The sequence below is a fragment of the Streptomyces sp. NPDC019443 genome, assembly GCF_044389785.1.
Classification (GTDB): Bacteria; Actinomycetota; Actinomycetes; order Streptomycetales; family Streptomycetaceae; genus Streptomyces.
In genome coordinates, this window is sequence record NZ_JBIRYJ010000015.1 from 156,465 (window position 1) to 175,807 (window position 19,343).

At 68.7% G+C, this 19,343-nt stretch carries 2 protein-coding genes; both read left to right on the top strand.

Annotated elements, in window-relative coordinates:
• The first annotated feature begins 132 nt into the window (after window positions 1-132).
• The gene (locus ACH492_RS32860) at window positions 133-16,224 is read left to right on the top strand and encodes an SDR family NAD(P)-dependent oxidoreductase (RefSeq protein WP_398991952.1); all 16,092 of its coding nucleotides are present in this window, start codon (window positions 133-135) and stop codon (window positions 16,222-16,224) included.
• A 72-nt stretch (window positions 16,225-16,296) separates the two neighbouring features.
• Window positions 16,297-19,343 (top strand): type I polyketide synthase (locus ACH492_RS32865; RefSeq protein ID WP_398991954.1); only part of this gene is annotated, 3,047 nt, incomplete at its 3' end.

A 19,343-nucleotide genomic window follows, 5' to 3' on the forward strand; every position in this document is an offset into this window, starting at 1 on the left:
GGGGCCTGCGGGACGAAGGCCGCAATCAAGCTCCAGTATGGAAAAGATCAGAGCATCGATCGTTTCGCAGCCGCGCGGCAGTCGGACCCGGCCGGAATGCGCAGTCGGCGGTGAGTCGGATCCGTCCGTAAGGTGGAGGCTGTGGCCGTGTTGCCAGAATGCGGAATTTCTTCGGAAGAAGCCGTGGCGGTTGTCGGAATCTCCTGCCGACTTCCCAAAGCGCCCGATCCTGCTACGTTCTGGCAACTGCTCCGGCATGGCGAAAGCGCCGTGACCGAGACACCGGGAAACCGGGCCATGATGGAGACACCCGGAATCCGGTGGGACACGGATTCACTCGACGATCCGGCCGTTTCGTCGGTGGACCATACGCACACGCGACGGGGCGGGTTCCTCGACCACGTCGATCGATTCGATCCCGGCTTCTTCGGCATATCGCCCCGCGAGGCCATGGTGATGGACCCTCAGCAGCGGCTGATTCTGGAACTCGGCTGGGAGGCACTGGAAGAGGGCGGAATTGTTCCCCGAAGGCTCCGGGGAAGCAGGACCGGCGTATTCGTCGGAGCGATCTGGGACGACTACGCCACGTTGGCGCGCAGGCTCGGACTGGAGGCCATCGGCCAGTACACCCTCACCGGGCTCAACCGGGGCATCATCGCCAACCGGCTGTCGTACCTCCTGGGTCTGCGCGGTCCCAGCCTCACGCTGGACACCGGTCAGTCCTCTTCGCTGGTCGCCGTTCACATGGCATGCGAGAGCCTGCGCCGAGGCGAGTCCGACCTCGCGCTCGCGGGCGGCGTCAACCTGACTCTCGCACCCGACAGTGTGGTCGCCTCGGCCAAGTTCGGCGGGCTTTCCCCGGACGGCCGCTGTCACACATTCGACGCCCGCGCGAACGGCTACGTCCGCGGTGAGGGCGGCGGCCTCGTCGTCCTCAAGACACTCTCTCGCGCCATCGCCGACGACGACCCGATCCACTGCGTGATCCGCGGCACCGCGATGAACAACGACGGTGGTGGTGAAGGCCTGACCGCGCCCGACGGCGCCGCTCAGGAGGACGTCCTGCGGGAGGCCTACCGCAGGGCCGGTGTGAACCCCGCCGATGTGCAGTACGTGGAACTGCACGGCACCGGAACGAAGTTGGGCGACCCCATCGAAGCGGCGGCCCTCGGTGCGGTGCTCGGCCATGCCCGGCCCGCGGACTCCCCGCTGCTCGTCGGATCCGTCAAGACCAACCTGGGGCACCTGGAGGGCGCGGCCGGTATCGCCGGACTCATCAAGGCGATCCTGTCCGTCAGCAGGAGAGAGATCCCGCCCAGCCTGAATTTCCGGACGCCCAACCCGGACATCCCGCTCGACAGCCTGAACCTGCGGGTCGGCACTTCGCTGAGCCCATGGCCGCGGGCGGACGAATCCCTGCTGGCCGGGGTCAGTTCGTTCGGTATGGGCGGCACCAACTGTCATGTGGTGCTGTCGGACTGGACCACCCCGCAACCGGCCGTCGGCTTCGACGCTGCCGCCGGCGACAGATCGCAAACCGGGGGGCTGCTCGCCCGTCGACCCGGGGCGGCCGACGACCCGAAGATGCTGTGGGCGCTGTCGGGCCGCAACGAACCTGCCCTGAGGGCCCAGGCCGGTCGGCTGCTGGCTCATGTGACGGCGGATCCGGGTCTGTTGCCCGCCGACGTGGGTTTCTCGCTGGCCACAAGCAGGACCGCCTTCGAGTATCGCGGCATCGTGCTGGGCCGGAACCGCGACGAACTCCTGCACGGCCTGGAAGCCCTGGCTGAAGGCGCGGGCGCCCCCGGCCTCGTGGAGGGGCGCCCTGGCGCCGACGTCGCCCAGGGTGATGACGCCCGTGGTCCGGTGTTCGTCTTCCCGGGACAGGGGGCGCAATGGGCCGGAATGGGACGGGAGTTGCTTGACTCCTCGCCGGTCTTCTCCGCCTCGATGCAGGCATGCGCGGAGGCGCTGGATCCATTCATTGAGTGGTCTCTGCTGGACGTGGTGCGGGGCGTTTCCGGTGCCCCTTCCCTGGACCGCGTCGACGTGGTCCAGCCGGTGTCCTGGGCCGTGACGGTGTCGCTGGCGGCCGTATGGCAGGCATGCGGAGTGGTGCCGTCCGCGGTGGTGGGGCATTCGCAGGGTGAGATCGCGGCAGCGTGCGTGGCCGGTGGGCTGTCGTTGGAGGACGGCGCCCGGGTGATGGCGCTGCGCAGCCGCGCGCTGACGGCGGTTGCTGGCCAGGGCGGAATGGTGTCGGTGGCATTGCCTGCGGGGGAGGTGGAGCGCGAACTCGCCGAGCGATGGCCGGACCGTGTATCGGTGGCGGCGGTGAACGGCCCCGGGGCGGTTGTGGTGTCCGGTGACACGGACGCCCTGGAGGAACTGCTGGCCTGGTGCGAGCAGCGCGGGGCCCGGTCGCGGCGGGTGCCGGTGGACTACGCGTCGCACTCGGCACACGTCGAGGCGATCGAGAGCGAGCTCGTCGACGTACTGGCCGCAGTGGCGCCGCAGTCCGGGCAGGTCCCGTTCTTTTCCACGGTGGAGGCGGCTGTCGTGGACACCGCCACGCTCGACGCCGGCTACTGGTATCGCAATCTGCGCCGACCGGTCCGCTTCGACGAAGCGGTCCGTGGACTGCTGGAAGACGGCCACAGCGTCTTCGTCGAGGTCAGTCCACACCCCGTACTGATCGGCGCGCTCATGGAGACCGCCGATGACGCAGGCACCGACGCCGTGGCGATCGGGTCGCTACGCCGGGACGAGGGCGGTAGCGATCGACTGCTCACCTCGCTTGCCGAGGCGCACGCCTCCGGTGTCGCCCTGGACTGGTCGGCGCTGTTCGCCGGAACCGGTGCGCGACGGGTGGACTTGCCTACCTACGCCTTCCAACGCCGTCGGTACTGGCTGGAGGGTGCTTCCGGTGACATCGTCCCGGAAGCGCACCTGTCGCTGTCCACGGCGGGGGACGACCTGACCGAAGCTCAGGACACCGATCGCCTCGACGAACAGCCGCAACTGCTGAGCCGTCTGGCCGACGCCTCGGACAGCGAGCGGCGTAGCGCGATGCTCCATGAGATACGTACGCACGCCGCGGCCATCCTGAGTCACGCGTCCCCGGATCAGGTCGAGCCGCGATGGACGTTCAAGGGCCTCGGGTTCGACTCTTTGACCTCCGTGGACCTCCGCAACCGCCTCAAGACGGCGACCGGACTGAGCCTGCCGACTTCACTGCTCTTCGACTACCCGACCCCGGCAGCGCTGGCCGGCTACCTGGCCGACGAGGTGGTGGGCCGCGAGCAGGATGAATCCGGATCCATACTGCCCGCCGTGTCCGGGGTGGAAGACGATCCGGCGGTGATCGTGGGGATGGCATGCCGGTTCCCGGGTGGAGTGGAGTCTCCTGAGGATCTGTGGCAGCTGGTCGTGGACGGCGGTGAGGGAATCGGCGGGTTCCCGGCGGATCGTGGGTGGGATCTGGAAGGGGTGTTCGACCCCGATCCGGGGAAGCTCGGCAAGACGTACGTACAGAAGGGCGGGTTCCTCTACGACGCGGGATCGTTCGACGCGGGGGTGTTCGGGATTTCGCCGCGTGAGGCGTTGGCAATGGATCCTCAGCAGCGGCTGTTGCTGGAGACCTCCTGGGAGGTCTTCGAGCGGGCCGGGATCGGTCTGGAATCGCTGCGGGGGAGTCGGACCGGTGTCTTCGCGGGGGCGATGGGGCAGGAGTACGGGTCGTGTCTGCGGGGGTCTTCTGACGGCGCCGACGGGTACGTCCTGACGGGAAATCACGCCAGTGTCGCGTCGGGCCGGATCTCCTACACCTTCGGTCTTGAGGGGCCGGCGGTGACGGTGGACACCGCGTGCTCGTCATCGTTGGTGGCGTTGCATATGGCTGTGCAGGCGTTGCGGTCGGGTGAGTGCGATCTGGCGCTGGCGGGTGGTGTGACCGTGATGTCGACCCCCAACACCTTCGTCGACTTCAGCCAGCAGCAAGGGCTGGCCACCGATGGGCGGTGCAAGGCGTTCTCGGATGCCGCGGACGGCACGGCGTGGTCCGAGGGCGTGGGTGTGCTGCTGGTGGAGCGGCTGTCGGACGCCCGGCGCAACGGTCACCAGGTGCTGGCGGTGGTGCGTGGCAGTGCGGTGAATCAGGATGGTGCGTCGAATGGTCTGACGGCGCCGAACGGTCCGTCGCAGCAGCGGGTGATCCGTCAGGCGCTGGCTGGTGCGGGCCTGTCGGCGGCGGATGTGGACGCGGTTGAAGCCCATGGGACCGGCACGCCGCTCGGGGATCCGATCGAGGCGCAGGCGTTGCTGGCGACGTACGGGCAGGACCGGCCGGAGGGACGCCCGCTTCTGCTCGGCTCGTTCAAGTCGAACATTGGGCACTCTCAGGCGGCTGCGGGTGTGGGCGGCGTGATCAAGATGATCATGGCGATGCGGCACGGGGTGCTGCCGCGCACCTTGCACGCGGAAGTGCCTTCTTCGCGCGTGGACTGGTCTGCCGGTGCGGTGGAGCTGCTGGCGGAGAACACGGGGTGGCCGGAGGTGGATCGGCCGCGCAGGGCGGGTGTGTCCTCGTTCGGGATCAGCGGGACGAACGCGCACGTGATCCTGGAGCAGGCTCCGCCGGTGGAGGCTGTTGCGGGCGAGGGCACTGGGTCCGGCGAGGGTGAGGGGCGCGAGCTGCCGGTGGTGCCGGTGGTGGTTTCGGCGGTGAGCCCTGATGGTCTTCGGGGGCAGGCGGAGCGGTTGCTGTCGTTCGTGGAGGCCGACGCCGAACTGCCGCTGGGTGATGTCGGTCTGTCGTCGGTGACGACGCGGTCTCCGTTGGAGCACCGGGCAGTCGTGCTCGCCTCGGACTGGAACGAGCTGCGCGCGGGTCTGACGGCGCTGGCGGCCACCGAACCCTGGCCGGGTGTGATCACCGGTCGCGCAGTGGCCGAGGGTCGTACGGCGTTTTTGTTTGCGGGTCAGGGTTCGCAGCGGTTGGGGATGGGGCGGGAGTTGTACGGGGTGTTCCCCGCGTTTGCCCGGTCGTTCGATGAGGTTTGTGAGCGGTTCGAGGGTGGGTTGGGTTGTTCGTTGCGGGGGGTGGTGTTCGGTGATGATGCGGAGCTGTTGAACCGGACGGAGTTCGCTCAGCCTGCGTTGTTCGCGATCGAGGTCGCCTTGTTCCGGTTGGTGGAGTCGTGGGGTGTGCGGCCGGATGTGTTGTTGGGGCATTCGGTCGGTGAGTTGGCGGCGGCGTTCGTGGCGGGGGTGTGGTCGCTGGAGGATGCGTGTCGTCTGGTGGCCGCGCGTGGCCGGTTGATGCAGGGTCTTCCGCCGGGCGGGGCGATGGTCGCTGTCCAGGCGTCGGAGGCGGAGGTGCTGCCCCTCCTCGCGGGCCGGGAGAGCGAGGTCGGCCTGGCAGCGGTCAACGGTCCGGATGCGGTGGTGATCTCCGGTGCCGATGAGGCGGTTGCGGAGATCGCCGAGTACTTCCGTGCTCTGGAGCGCAAGACGACGTCGCTGCGGGTGAGTCATGCGTTCCACTCGCCGCTGATGGACCCGATGCTGGAGGACTTCCGGCAGATCGCGGAGAGCATTTCGTACGAGCCACCGCGGATCGCGATCGTGTCCAATGTGACCGGCGAGCCGGCCACATCGGAGGAACTCACCTCGCCCGAATACTGGGTGGGGCATGTCCGCCACGCGGTGCGGTTCGCCGACGGCATTCAGCGCCTCGAGGAGCAGGGCGTCAGCCGGTTCCTCGAGTTGGGCCCCGACGGCACGCTGACCGCCATCGCCCAAGGATGCGTGTCCGGCGACGACGAAGTGCTGGTTCCCACACTGCGCAAGGACCGCACCGAACTCGACTCGGTGATGGCAGCCGTGGCCGCCGTGTTCGCGCACGGGGGCGAAGCGGACTGGGCCTCGCTGTTCATGGGGACACGAGCACGCCGGTCTGATCTGCCGACGTACGCATTCCAGAGGCGTAACTTCTGGCCGACACCTGGGACGGCCTCGGGGGGCAGCGTGGTCAGCCTGGGCCTTTCGGCTCCGGGGCATCCGTTGTTGGGTGCGGCGGTGGAGTTGGCGGGGGCTGATGGTGTTCTGCTGACGGGCAGATTGTCGTTGCAGTCGCATCCGTGGCTGCGGGATCACATGGTCGCGGGCAGGGTGTTGTTCCCGGGGACGGGTTTCCTGGAGCTGGCGGTGCGGGCCGGTGATCAGGTGGGCTGTGATCGGGTGGAGGAGTTGACGATCGCGGCGCCGCTGGTGATCCCGGAACTCGGTGGCGTGCGGGTTCAGGTGGTGGTCGGTGGGCGGGATGAGTCCGCTGTGCGCGAGTGCCTCTTCTATTCGCGTGCGGAGGGTGCGGCGGATGTTGATCCGTGGGTGCTGAATGCCAGTGGTGTGCTGGCGGTGGCTCCTTTGGTGGAGTCCGGGGGGTTTGATTTTGGTGTGTGGCCGCCGCGGGGTGCGGTGGCGGTGCCGGTGGAGGGTGTGTACGGGCTGTTCGCCGAGGCGGGGTTTGCCTATGGCCCGGTGTTTCAGGGGTTGCGGGCGGTATGGCGGCGGGGCGAGGAGGTGTTCGCCGAGGTCGGCCTTCCCGAGGAGCACGAGGCCCAGGCCGGTGGGTTCGGTGTGCACCCGGCGCTGCTGGACTCGGCACTCCACGCCGTGCTTCTCAGTCTGTTCGACAGTGGTGAGAGTTCACTGCGGTTGCCGTTCTCCTGGGGCGGTGTGTCGTTGGTGGCTTCGGGTGCGCGGGCGCTGCGGGTGCGGGTGGTGAAGGCCGGGCCGGAAGCGGTTTCGCTTCAGCTGGCCGACTCCGCCGGCCGCGCTGTGGCCTCGGTCGATTCGCTGGTCCTGCGAGAGGTCTCGGGTGAACTGGCCGCAGGCGCTCATGGCGAACATCGGGACTTGTTCCAGGTGGACTGGGTGGAGAAGCCGGCAGTCGGCGAGCCGGTCTCTCCGATGGACCGCTGGGCTGTGGTCGGGGAGGGTGCAGAAGCGCCGACTGCGGGTTCGATCGATGCAGACGTGTACGCCGACCTGGCCGGGCTGAGTGCGGACGTCCCGCAGCTGGTGCTGTTCCCGTGTGGCACGAGCCCATCCGATGGCGCTGATGTGCCCGGGGCGACGCGTTTGGTGTCGGCTCGGGTGTTGGGTTTGGTGCAGGAGTGGTTGGCGGGGGAGCGTTTCGCAGGTTCGCGGTTGGTGGTGGTCACCGAGGGGGCGGTGGCGGTTGATCACGGTGTGCCGGATCCGGTGTTGGCGGCGGTGTGGGGTCTGGTGAGGGCGGCGAGGGCGGAGAATCCTGGCCGGTTCGTGCTGGTGGATGTGGATGGCACGGCAGAGTCCTGGTCCGAGCTCGGGGGTGCGCTGGCCTCGGACGAGCCCGAGTTCGCGCTGCGCAGGGGTGCGGTGTTCGTACCCCGCCTGGACCGGGTGGCATCCAGGGGAACTGGTTTGGAGCCACCCGAGGGGTCTGCCGACTGGCGCTTGGACATTGCCGAGAAGGGGACCTTGGACGGTCTGGTCACTGCGGCTTGCCCTGAGGTGAGGGGTGAGCTGGGGGCAGGCCAGATTCGGATCGCGGTGCGGGCTGCCGGGGTGAACTTCCGTGATGTGCTGAACGTGCTCGGCATGTATCCGGGTGACGCGGGGCCTTTGGGTCTGGAAGGTGCGGGCGTGGTCACCGAGACGGGCCCCGGTGTCGTCGGGTTTGCCCCGGGTGACCGGGTGATGGGGTTGTTCTCGCATGCGTTCGGGCCGGTGGCGGTGGCCGACGAACGCACCGTCATCCGTATCCCGGAGGGGTGGTCGTTCGCGCAGGCGGCGGCCGCGCCGGTGGTGTTCCTGACGGCGTATTACGCGTTGGTGGATCTGGGCGGGTTGCAGGCGGGTGAGTCGGTGCTGATTCATGCTGCCGCGGGTGGGGTTGGTATGGCTGCGGTGCAGTTGGCGCGGCATCTGGGTGCTGAGGTGTTCGGTACGGCGAGTCCCGGCAAGTGGGGAACATTGCGCGGGTCGGGTCTGGATGGGTCGCATATCGCGTCCTCGCGTGATCTGGGCTTCGAGCGGTCGTTCCTGGAATCGACCGGTGGCCGGGGCATGGACGTGGTCCTGGACTCCCTGGCGCGGGAGTTCGTTGACGCGTCACTGCGATTGCTGCCGCGGGGCGGCCGGTTTGTGGAGATGGGCAAGACCGACATCCGTGAGCCCGGGCAGGTGGCCGCTGATCACGCGGGCGTGCGCTACCAGGCGTTCGACCTGATCGAGGCGGGGCCCGACCGGATCGCGGAGATGCTGAGCGTGCTCCTCGATCTGTTCGAGCGGGGTGTGCTGGAGCCGTTGCCGGTTACGGTCTGGGATGTGGGGCGGGCACCGGATGCGTTCCGATTCCTGAGTCAGGCGCGGCATGTGGGCAAGGTCGTCCTCACGATGCCTGTCGCTCTCGACCCGCAGGGCACGGTTCTGGTCACGGGTGGTACGGGTGGTCTGGGTGCTCTGGTGGCTCGGCGTCTGGTGGTTGAGCACGGGGTGCGGCATCTGGTGCTGGCGAGTCGGCGTGGGGTGGATGCGCCGGGGGCGGGTGAGTTGGTGGCGGAGCTGGCCGTTCTGGGTGCTCAGGTGGAGGTTGCGGCGGTTGATGTCGGTGATCGGGAGGCTGTGAGGGGGCTGTTGGCGGCGGTTCCGGTTGTGCATCCGTTGACTGCGGTGGTGCATACGGCGGGTGTGCTGGATGACGGTGTTGTTTTGTCGCTGACGCCGGAGCGGTTTGATGCGGTGCTGCGTCCGAAGGCGGATGCGGCCGTGTATTTGCATGAGTTGACGGGTGGGCTGGATCTGGCGGCGTTTGTGGTGTTCTCGTCGGTGGCGGGGACGTTCGGCAGTGCGGGTCAGGCCAACTACGGGGCGGCGAATGCGTTCTTGGATGCTCTGGCGGAGTCCCGGCGTGCGGGGGGTCTGCCGGCGGCGTCGTTGGCGTGGGGTCCGTGGGCGCCGGGTGCGGGGATGACCAGTGAGTTGAGTGAGGCGGACCTGCGGCGTATGGCCAGGTCGGGCATGCTCCCGCTCTCCGCCGAACAAGCACTCAGGCTGCTCGATGACGCTCTTGAGCGCGGATCCGAGCTGGAGCGGGCCGCCGTACTGCCGGTGAACCTCGATGTGAAGGCGCTGCGTGGCCAGTCCGAGACCGCCCCGCCGCTGCTGCGCAACCTGATCCGTACTCCGGTACGCCGCAGCGTGCAGGTCACCACGAGTGGAAGCGGTCAGCCCGATCTCCAGCAGCGGCTTCTCGCTCTGGCGTCGGCCGATCGCGAGCGGTTTCTGTTCGACATGCTCTGCGGTCAAGCGGCGGCAGTATTGGGACACGCGTCCGCGGCGGGCATCGATGCGGACCAGACGTTCCGGGGTCTCGGGTTTGATTCGTTGACATCGGTGGAGTTGCGCAACAGGGTGAATACGGTGACGGGGCTGCGGCTGTCGGCCACGCTGATCTTCGACTATCCGACTCCTGCGGCTCTCGCCCGCCACATCCAGTCCCAGGTGCTCGGCAGCGAGGACGCTTCTGGACGTTTGCTGCCTGCGTTGGTGGGGGTGGAAGACGATCCGGTGGTGATCGTGGGGATGGCATGCCGGTTCCCGGGCGGGGTGGAACTTCCCGAGGATCTGTGGCAGTTGGTCGTTGACGGCGGTGAGGGAATCGGCGGGTTCCCGGCCGACCGTGGGTGGGATCTTGACGGTCTGTTCGACCCGGATCCGGGGAAGGTCGGCAAGTCGTATGTGCGGGAAGGTGGTTTCCTCTACGACGCGGCGTCGTTCGATGCGGGGTTGTTCGGGATTTCGCCGCGGGAGGCGCTGGCGATGGATCCGCAGCAGCGGCTGCTGTTGGAGACGTCGTGGGAGGCCTTCGAGCGGGTCGGCATTGCTCCCGAGTCGTTGCGGGGCAGTCGGACGGGTGTCTTCGCGGGAGTTATAGCCCAGGACTACGGGTCGTGTCTGCGGGAGGCCGCGGACGGGACCGATGCCTATGCGCTGACCGGGAATACGGGCAGCGTCGCCTCCGGCCGGGTTTCCTACGCGTTTGGTCTGGAAGGCCCGGCGGTGACGGTGGACACGGCGTGTTCGTCGTCTCTGGTGGCGTTGCATCTGGCGGTGCAGTCGTTGCGGTCGGTCGAGTGTGATCTGGCGCTGGCCGGTGGCGTGACGGTGATGTCGACGCCCGACATGTTCATCGGCTTCAGCCAGCAGCGCGGATTGGCTGCGGACGGTAGGTGCAAGGCGTTCGCGGATGCTGCGGATGGTACGGCGTGGTCCGAGGGTGTGGGTGTGCTCGTGATGGAGCGTTTGTCGGACGCCCGGCGGAACGGTCACCAGGTGCTGGCGGTGGTGCGTGGCAGTGCGGTGAATCAGGACGGCGCGTCGAATGGTCTGACGGCGCCGAACGGTCCGTCGCAGCAGCGGGTGATCCGTCAGGCGCTGGCAGGGGCGGGCCTGTCGGCGGCGGACGTGGACGCGGTTGAAGCCCATGGCACGGGTACCGTGCTCGGCGACCCGATCGAGGCGCAGGCGTTGCTGGCGACGTACGGGCAGGACCGGCCGGAGCGGCGTCCGCTTCTGCTGGGGTCGTTGAAGTCGAACATTGGGCACTCTCAGGCCGCTGCGGGTGTGGGTGGCGTGATCAAGATGATCATGGCGATGCGGCACGGCATACTGCCGCGAACCCTGCACGCGGATATGCCGTCCTCGCATGTGGACTGGTCCGCCGGTGCGGTGGAGCTGCTGGCGGAGAACACGGAGTGGCCGGAGGTGGACCGGCCGCGCAGGGCGGGTGTGTCGTCGTTCGGGATCAGCGGGACGAACGCACACATGATCCTGGAGCAGGCGACGTCGGACGAGAGTACTGACGGGACAGACCGTTTCGTGACTGACGGCGGTGCTTCCGCTGGGGCCGCGGGCGTGGTCCCCCTGACTGTGTCGGCAGCCGGACCCGATGGTCTACGGGGGCAGGCGGAGCGGTTGCTGTCGTTCGTGGAGGCCGACCCCGAACTGGCGCTGGGCGACCTGGCCTTGTCGTTGGTGACGACGCGGTCGGCGTTGGAGCACCGGGCAGTCGTGCTCGCCTCGGAGCGACAGGAACTCCTGCTGGGCCTACGGGCTCTGGCGGATGGTGTGCCGGCCCTCAACGTCATCACCGGTATGTCGGGTGGGGCTGGGAAGACGGCGTTTTTGTTTGCGGGTCAGGGTTCGCAGCGGTTGGGGATGGGGCGGGAGTTGTACGGGGTGTTCCCCGCGTTTGCCCGGTCGTTCGATGAGGTCTGTGACCGGTTCGAGGGTGAGTTGGGATATTCGCTGCGTGAGGTGGTGTTCGGTGATGATGCGGAGCTGTTGAACCGGACGGAGTTTGCGCAGCCTGCGTTGTTCGCTCTCGAGGTCGCTCTGTTCCGGTTGGTGGAGTCGTGGGGTGTGCGGCCGGATGTGTTGTTGGGGCATTCGGTCGGTGAGTTGGCGGCGGCCTATGTGGCGGGGGTGTGGTCGCTGGAGGATGCGTGTCGTCTCGTGGCCGCGCGTGGCCGGTTGATGCAGGCTCTTCCGCCGGGCGGGGCGATGGTCGCTGTCCAGGCGTCGGAGGCGGAGGTGCTGCCCCTCCTCGCGGGCCGGGAGAGCGAGGTCGGCCTGGCGGCGGTCAACGGTCCGGATGCGGTGGTGATCTCCGGCGTTGAGGAGGCGGTCGGGGAGATCGCCGAGTACTTCCGTGCTCTGGAGCGCAAGACGACGTCGCTGCGGGTGAGTCATGCGTTCCACTCGCCGTTGATGGACCCGATGCTGGAGGACTTCCGGCAGATCGCGGAGAGCATTTCGTACGAGTCGCCGCGGATCGCGGTCGTGTCGAATGTGACCGGTGAGCCGGCCACGTCGGAGGAACTCGCCTCGGCGGAGTACTGGGTGGGGCATGTCCGCCACGCGGTGCGGTTCGCCGATGGCATTCAGCGCTTGGAGGAGCAGGGCGTCAGCCGGTTCCTGGAGTTGGGCCCCGACGGCACGCTGACCGCCATGGCTCAAGGATGCCTGCAGGCCGACGGGCGCCAGTTCGTATCCGTACTGCGCAAGGACCGTCCCGAGGCCGAAGCGTTCATGGCCGCTGCGGCAGCCGTATTCACGCGGGGGATCTCGGTGAACTGGTCCGCCGCACTGGACGGGATCGGCGCGAGGCGCATCGATCTTCCGACGTACGCCTTCGCGCGGCAGAAGTTCTGGCCACGCGCGACCAGAGCCGGATCCGGTGATGCCACCGGCCTCGGGCTGGCGCCGGCGGAGCACCCGTTGCTGGGCGCGGAAGTCGGTCTGGCCGATGGAGAAGGGGCCTTGTTCACCGGGAGGCTGTCGCTGCAGTCGCATCCCTGGCTGCGGGACCACATGGTCGCGGGCACCGTGCTCTTCCCCGGCACCGGCTTCCTTGAACTGGTGCTGCAGTCCGGCACCCGGCTGGGCTGCGGTCGCGTAGAGGAACTGACGATCGAGGCGCCCCTGGTGGTGGCCGAGAGCGGCGCGGTACAGCTCCAGGTGATGGTCGGTGGACCGGACGAGTCCGGCCGACGGACGGTAAGGGTCTATTCGCGCCCGAGCGGTGCCACCGTCGACGAGACGTGGACCCGCCACGCCGATGGGTTCCTCGTCCCGGACCACTCCTCGGACAGGGCCGGACTGGACGTATGGCCGCCCTCCGGCGCGAAGCCGGTGGAACTGGCCGGTTTCTACGAGAAGTTGGCCGGAGGCGGCTACGCCTACGGTCCGGCCTTCCAGGGACTTCAGGCAGTGTGGCGGCGGGGCGAGGAGGTGTTCGCCGAGGTCGCATTGGCCGAGGAGCAGAGCCGCGACGCCGGACTGTTCGGTCTGCATCCGGCGCTGCTGGACGCGGCGTTGCACGCCTGGCTGGCCACGGCAGGGGAGACGGAGCCCGTGCGGGTACGGCTGCCGTTCTCCTGGAGCGGCGTCTCGCTCGCTGCGGTAGGGGCGTCAGTGGTGCGGGTGCGGTTGTCGCCGGTGGACGAGGACTCGATCTCGCTGACCGTGTCCGATGCCGGTGGCCGACCGGTGGCATCCGTCGACTCATTGATCATGCGAGAGCTGAACGAGGCTTCCCTCGACGCCTCCCGCGGGGCGCGGAACGACTCGCTGTTCCGTGTTGACTGGACGGCGCTGGCCCCTGCGGCAGGGTCCGAAGCACCTGCCTCGTCTTGGGCCGTGTTGGGTCCGACTGCCGATCTGCCCGACGCTCCGGCCGGAGCCTTCGAGGACCTGGCCGCTCTGCGGGCGGCCGTGGAGGCGGGTACGACGCTGCCCGACGCGGTACTCGTGGACTGCGTGTCGGCAAACAGCGACGGCAAGGCGAGCGGCGACGGCGGGGGCGCGGCCATCGGCGTTGGCGTGGTCGACGGCGTTGGCGTGGTCGACGGTGCACGGGCAGGCCTGCACCGGACGCTCTTCCTGCTCCAGGAGTGGCTGGCGGAAGAGCGCTTCGCCACATCCCGGCTCGTCCTGGTGACCCGTGGCGCGGTCGCCGTCGCGGACGAAGGGGCCGACATCGACTTGGCCGCCGCCCCGGTATGGGGTCTGGCACGCTCGGCGGAGTCGGAGAACCCGGGACGGATCCTCCTGCTGGACCTCGCGCCGGATCAGGACGGGCCGGCGACGAGTGCCGAGTTGCTCGGCTCTGCGCTCGCCTCCGGAGAGCCGCAGCTCGCCCTGCGGAAAGGAACCGCCCACGCGCCTCGACTGGTCCGGGCCGGAACCGACGGACCGCTGCTGCCGCCCTCCGGAGCGCCCGCCTGGCGGCTGGACGTCACCACCCCGGGAACACTCGACCATCTGGCCCTTGTCGCCTGCCCCGAGGTGACCGAACCGCTCGGACCGGGTGAGGTGCGGGTGGCAATGCACGCGACGGGAGTGAACTTCCGCGATGTGCTGGTCTGCCTCGGCATGCTCGACCGGGAGGTCCCGGGTCGTGAGGGAGCCGGTGTGGTCACCGATGTCGGCCCCGACGTCACTGGGCTGGCCCCGGGGGACCGCGTCCTGGGCCTGATCCCGGGGGCGTACGGGCCTACCGCCGTGACCGATCACCGTTTGCTCGCCAGGATGCCCGACGGCTGGTCCTTCACGGAGGCCGCCGCCGCACCGATCGTCTTCCTCAGCGCGTACCACGGCCTGGCCGATCTCGCGGATCTGCGCCCTGGCGAATCCGTGCTGATTCATGCCGCGGCGGGCGGTGTCGGCATGGCCGCCGTGCAGTTGGCCCGGCATCTGGGTGCGGAGGTCTTCGCGACCGCCAGCCCGGCCAAGTGGGAAACCCTTCGATCGATGGGTCTGGACGACGATCACATTGCTTCCTCCCGCACCGCGGAGTTCGGAGAGAAGTTCGTGCGGGCCAGCGGCGGACGGGGAGTGGACGTCGTCCTGAACTCCCTCGCCCGGGAACTCGTCGACGCCTCCTTCCGGTTGCTGCCCCGCGGCGGCCGATTCATCGAGATGGGCAAGACGGACCTGCGTGACCCCGAGCGGGTCGCCGCGGACCACCCGGGCGTCCGGTACGAGGCGTTCGACCTGCGGGATGTCGACCCTGCCCACACCGCCCTGATGCTGGCCGAGGTCCTCTCGCTCTTCGAGCGACAGGCGCTCCGGCCCCTGCCGGTCACCACCTGGGACGTACGCCGGGCTCCCGAAGCGTTCCGGCAGCTCAGCCAGGCGCGGCACGTAGGAAAGATCGTCCTCACGATTCCCCGCCCGCTCGACGCGGGGGGCACCGTGTTGATCACCGGCGGTACCGGCGCGCTGGGCGGCCTTCTCGCCCGCCATCTGGTGAGCAGGCACGGTGTCCGCCGCCTCCTGATCACCAGCCGCAGCGGCCCCGGCGCGCCGGGGGCGAACGAACTTGCGGCCGATCTGGAAGCGCTCGGAGCCTCCGTCACGGTCGCTGCCTGCGACATCGCCGATCGGGACGCGCTCTGCCGCCTGCTGGCCCAGGTGCCCGACAGCCACCCGCTCGCGGGGGTCATCCACGCGGCCGGGGTGCTGGACGACGGCGTCGTCGACTCGCTGACGCCGGAGCGGATCGACACGGTGCTGCGACCCAAGGCCGAAGCGGCCTGGAACCTGCACGAACTGACCAGGGACCTCGATCTCTCCGCCTTCGTACTGTTCTCGTCCGCCGCAGCCGCCTTCGGCACCCCGGGGCAGGCCAACTACGCGGCGTCCAATGTGTTCCTGGACGCGCTGGCGCACCATCGCCGGGCCGTCGGGCTCCCCGCCCTGTCACTGGCCTGGGGTCTGTGGGACCGGTCGACCGGCATGGCAGGCACCCTGGGCGAGGCGGACATCCAGCGCGTCAGCCGGACCGGTCTGGCACCGCTGCGCACGTCGGACGCTCTCGAGCTCTTCGACACCTCCCTGACGGCCGACCACGCGGTGCTGTTGCCGACGCGCCTGGACCTTTCGGCATTGCGGAACGAGTCGAGTGAGCCGCCGGCTCTGCTCAGGAGCCTGGTGCACACCCAGGTGCGTCGCGTCGCGGCGACCGTTACGGCAACGACAGCGGTGTCGCTCACCGAACAGCTGCGTCCGCTGCATGCCAACGAACGGGAGCAGGCTGTCCTGGACCTGGTGCGTACCCACACCGCGGCGGTCCTCGGTCACTCCGACCCCGAGAGGGTCGAGTCCGAACGCCCCTTCAAGTCACTGGGTTTCGACTCGCTCACCGCTGTGGAGCTGCGGAACCGCCTCAGCGCGGCCACGGGGCTGACACTGCGGGCAACACTGATCTTCAGCTATCCGACCCCGGCCGTCCTCGCCGGTCACCTGCTCGCCCAGAGCGTCCCGGAGGAGGCTGAACCCTCCACGGCCGTCTTCGAGGAGATCGACAAGCTGGAAGCCGTACTGGCCACGGCATCAGCGGCAGCCACGGCATCCGCAGCGTCAACGGCGTCAACGGCGTCCGCAGCATCCGCAGCATCCGCGGACGACGGCGGGGGCGGCGCGGACGACGGCGGGGGCGGCGCGGACGACGGCGCAGCGGACGACGACCTGCGGGACAAGGTCACGGCCCGGTTGCGTGAGCTCCTCTCGAAGTGGACCGGCGCCGGAGGTACGTCGGACGGCAAGGAGCTGGACGACGCGACGGACGACGAGATGTTCGACCTGATCAACCAAGAGCTGGGCATTTCCTGATCCCTCGGACCTGACCTCTTCGGACCTGACCTCTCGGACCCCAGGGGGTCCCTCTTAGGGAAGTGGCAACACATGGCGAGCAACGAAGAGAAGCTGCGGGACTACCTCAAACTGGTCACCGCCGACCTTCGCCAGACGCGCAAGCGTCTGCAGGACCGCGAGGCACGTGATCACGAACCCATCGCCATCGTGGCGATGGGCTGCCGCTTCCCCGGCGGCGTGGAATCACCTGAGGACCTGTGGCAGTTGCTCGCCTCCGGTACGGACGCCGTCTCCACGTTCCCGACGGACCGCGGCTGGGACATGGAAGGGCTGTACGACCCGGAACCCGGCCGACCGGGCAAGACGTACGTCCGCGAGGGCGGCTTCCTCTACGGGGCCCCCTCGTTCGACGCGGAGTTCTTCGAGATCTCGCCGCGCGAGGCCCAGGCGATGGATCCCCAGCAGCGCCTCCTGCTGGAGGTGTCATGGGAGACCGTCGAGCGGGCGCGCATCCTTCCCACGGCACTCCGCGGGAAGAACGCCGGTGTCTTCGTGGGCGCCATCGCGCAGGACTACATCCCCCGTTCGCAGGAGTCCCAGGAAGAGCTGGGGGGTCATCTGCTGAACGGCAGCACGACGAGTGTGGCCTCCGGCCGGATCGCGTACTCCTTCGGGCTTGAGGGGCCCGCGGTCACGGTCGATACCGCGTGCTCGTCGTCGCTGGTGTCGCTGCACCTGGCGGTGCGGTCCCTGCGGTCCGGCGAGTGCGACATCGCGCTGGCCGGCGGCGTGACCGTCATGTCGGGCCCGGAGATGTTCGTCGACTTCGGCAGGCAGCAGGCGCTGTCCGCCGACGGCCGTTGCAGGGCGTTCTCCGATCAGGCGAGCGGTTTTGGCCCGGCTGAAGGCGTCGGAATGCTTCTCGTGGAGCGGCTGTCGGACGCCCGGCGCAACGGTCATCCCGTGCTGGCGGTGATACGTGGAAGCGCCATCAACCAGGACGGAGCCTCGAACGGCCTGACGGCACCCAACGGCCCGGCCCAGGAACGCGTGATCCGCGCGGCCCTGGAGTCCGCGGGGCTTTCGGCGGGGGACGTGGACGCGGTGGAGGCGCACGGCACCGGCACGCCGCTCGGGGACCCGATCGAGGCGGAAGCGCTGCTGGCGACCTATGTACAAGGGCGGTCCCAGGACCGGCCGTTGTGGCTTGGGTCGTTGAAGTCGAACATCGGACACACGCAGGCCGCTGCGGGTGTGGGCGGTGTGATCAAGATGGTGCTGGCGATGCGGCACGAGGTGCTGCCGCCCACGCTGCATGTCGACGTACCGTCCCAGCACGTGGATTGGACGGCCGGGCCGGTGCGGTTGCTGACCGCCGAGCAGGACTGGCCGCGGGGAGGCGACCGCCCGCGTCGTGCGGCGGTGTCGTCGTTCGGGATCAGCGGCACCAATGCACACATGGTCGTCGAGGAAGCTCCCACCGAGGACGTGCCCGGTGAGGAGGTTCCCACCGGGGAGTCCGTCGGCCAGGCTCAGGAATCGGTCGCCGCCAGGTGCCTGCCGTGGGTGATTTCCGCCCGTAGCCAGGCTGCCCTACGAGCACAGGCGGGTCGGCTGCTGTCGTTCGTGGAGTCGGGACACCACCACGTCGACCCGGCGAGCGTCGGGATCTCACTCGCCACGACGCGCTCGTCCTTCGAACACCGTGCGGTGGTGACCGGAGGGAACGGGGCGGAGTTGCTGCGCGGACTGACCGCGGTGGCCGAGGGCGAACAGGCGCCGGGGACGGTCACCGGAACCGCCAGGGCAGGTGGGCGTACGGCGTTTCTGTTTGCGGGTCAGGGTTCGCAGCGGTTGGGGATGGGCCGGGAGTTGTATGAGGCGTTCCCGGTCTTTGCATCGGCCTTTGATGCGGTGTGTGGGTTTGTGGATGGTGAGTTGGGTTGTTCGTTGCGGGGGGTGGTGTTCGGTGATGATGCGGAGCTGTTGAATCGGACGGAGTTTGCTCAGCCTGCGTTGTTTGCTCTGGAAGTTGCGCTGTTCCGGTTGGTGGAGTCGTGGGGTGTGCGGCCGGATGTGTTGTTGGGGCATTCGGTCGGTGAGTTGGCGGCGGCCTATGTGGCGGGGGTGTGGTCGCTGGAGGATGCGTGTCGTCTGGTGGCCGCGCGTGGCCGGTTGATGCAGGGTCTTCCGCCGGGCGGGGCGATGGTCGCTCTGCAGGCGTCGGAGGCGGAGGTGCTGCCCCTCCTCGCGGGCCGGGAGAGCGAGGTCGGCCTGGCGGCGGTCAACGGTCCGGATGCGGTGGTGATCTCCGGTGCGGAGAAGGCCGTGGACGAGCTCGCCGGGCACGTACGCGACGAGTTGGGGCGCAAGACGACGTCGCTGCGGGTGAGTCATGCGTTCCACTCGCCGTTGATGGACCCGATGCTGGAGGACTTCCGGCGAGTCGCCGAGGGTTTGGCCTATCACCATCCGCAGACAGCGATCGTGTCCACCCTCACCGGCAGGCCGGCCGAGCCCGAGGACATTGCCTCGCCCGAATACTGGGTGGGGCATGTCCGCAGTGCGGTGCGGTTCGCCGACGGCGTCGACTGCCTGGAGGAGCGCAAGGCCAGCCGGTTCCTGGAGTTGGGCCCGGACGGCACGCTGACGGCGATGGCTCAGGGATGCCTGCAGGCCGACGGGCGTCAGTTCGTATCCGTACTGCGCAAGGACCGACCCGAAGTCAACAGCCTCATGGACGGCCTTGGACAGTTGTACGTGAGAGGTGTGCCCGTCGTCTGGGAAACGGCGTTTGCTGGTTCGGGGGCGTCGTTGGTGGGGTTGCCGACGTATGCGTTTCAGCGTCGGCGGTTCTGGCCGCGGGGGTCGGGGGTGGTGTCGGGTGATCTGGGTTCGGTGGGTCTGGGGTCGGCGGGGCATCCGTTGTTGGGTGCGGCGGTGGAGTTGGCGGGGGCTGATGGTGTTCTGCTGACGGGCAGGTTGTCGTTGCGGTCGCATCCGTGGCTGCGGGATCACGTGGTGGCGGGCGGGGTGTTGTTTCCGGGGACGGGTTTCCTGGAGCTGGCGGTGCGGGCCGGTGATCAGGTGGGCTGTGATCGGGTGGAGGAGTTGACGATCGCGGCGCCGCTGGTGAT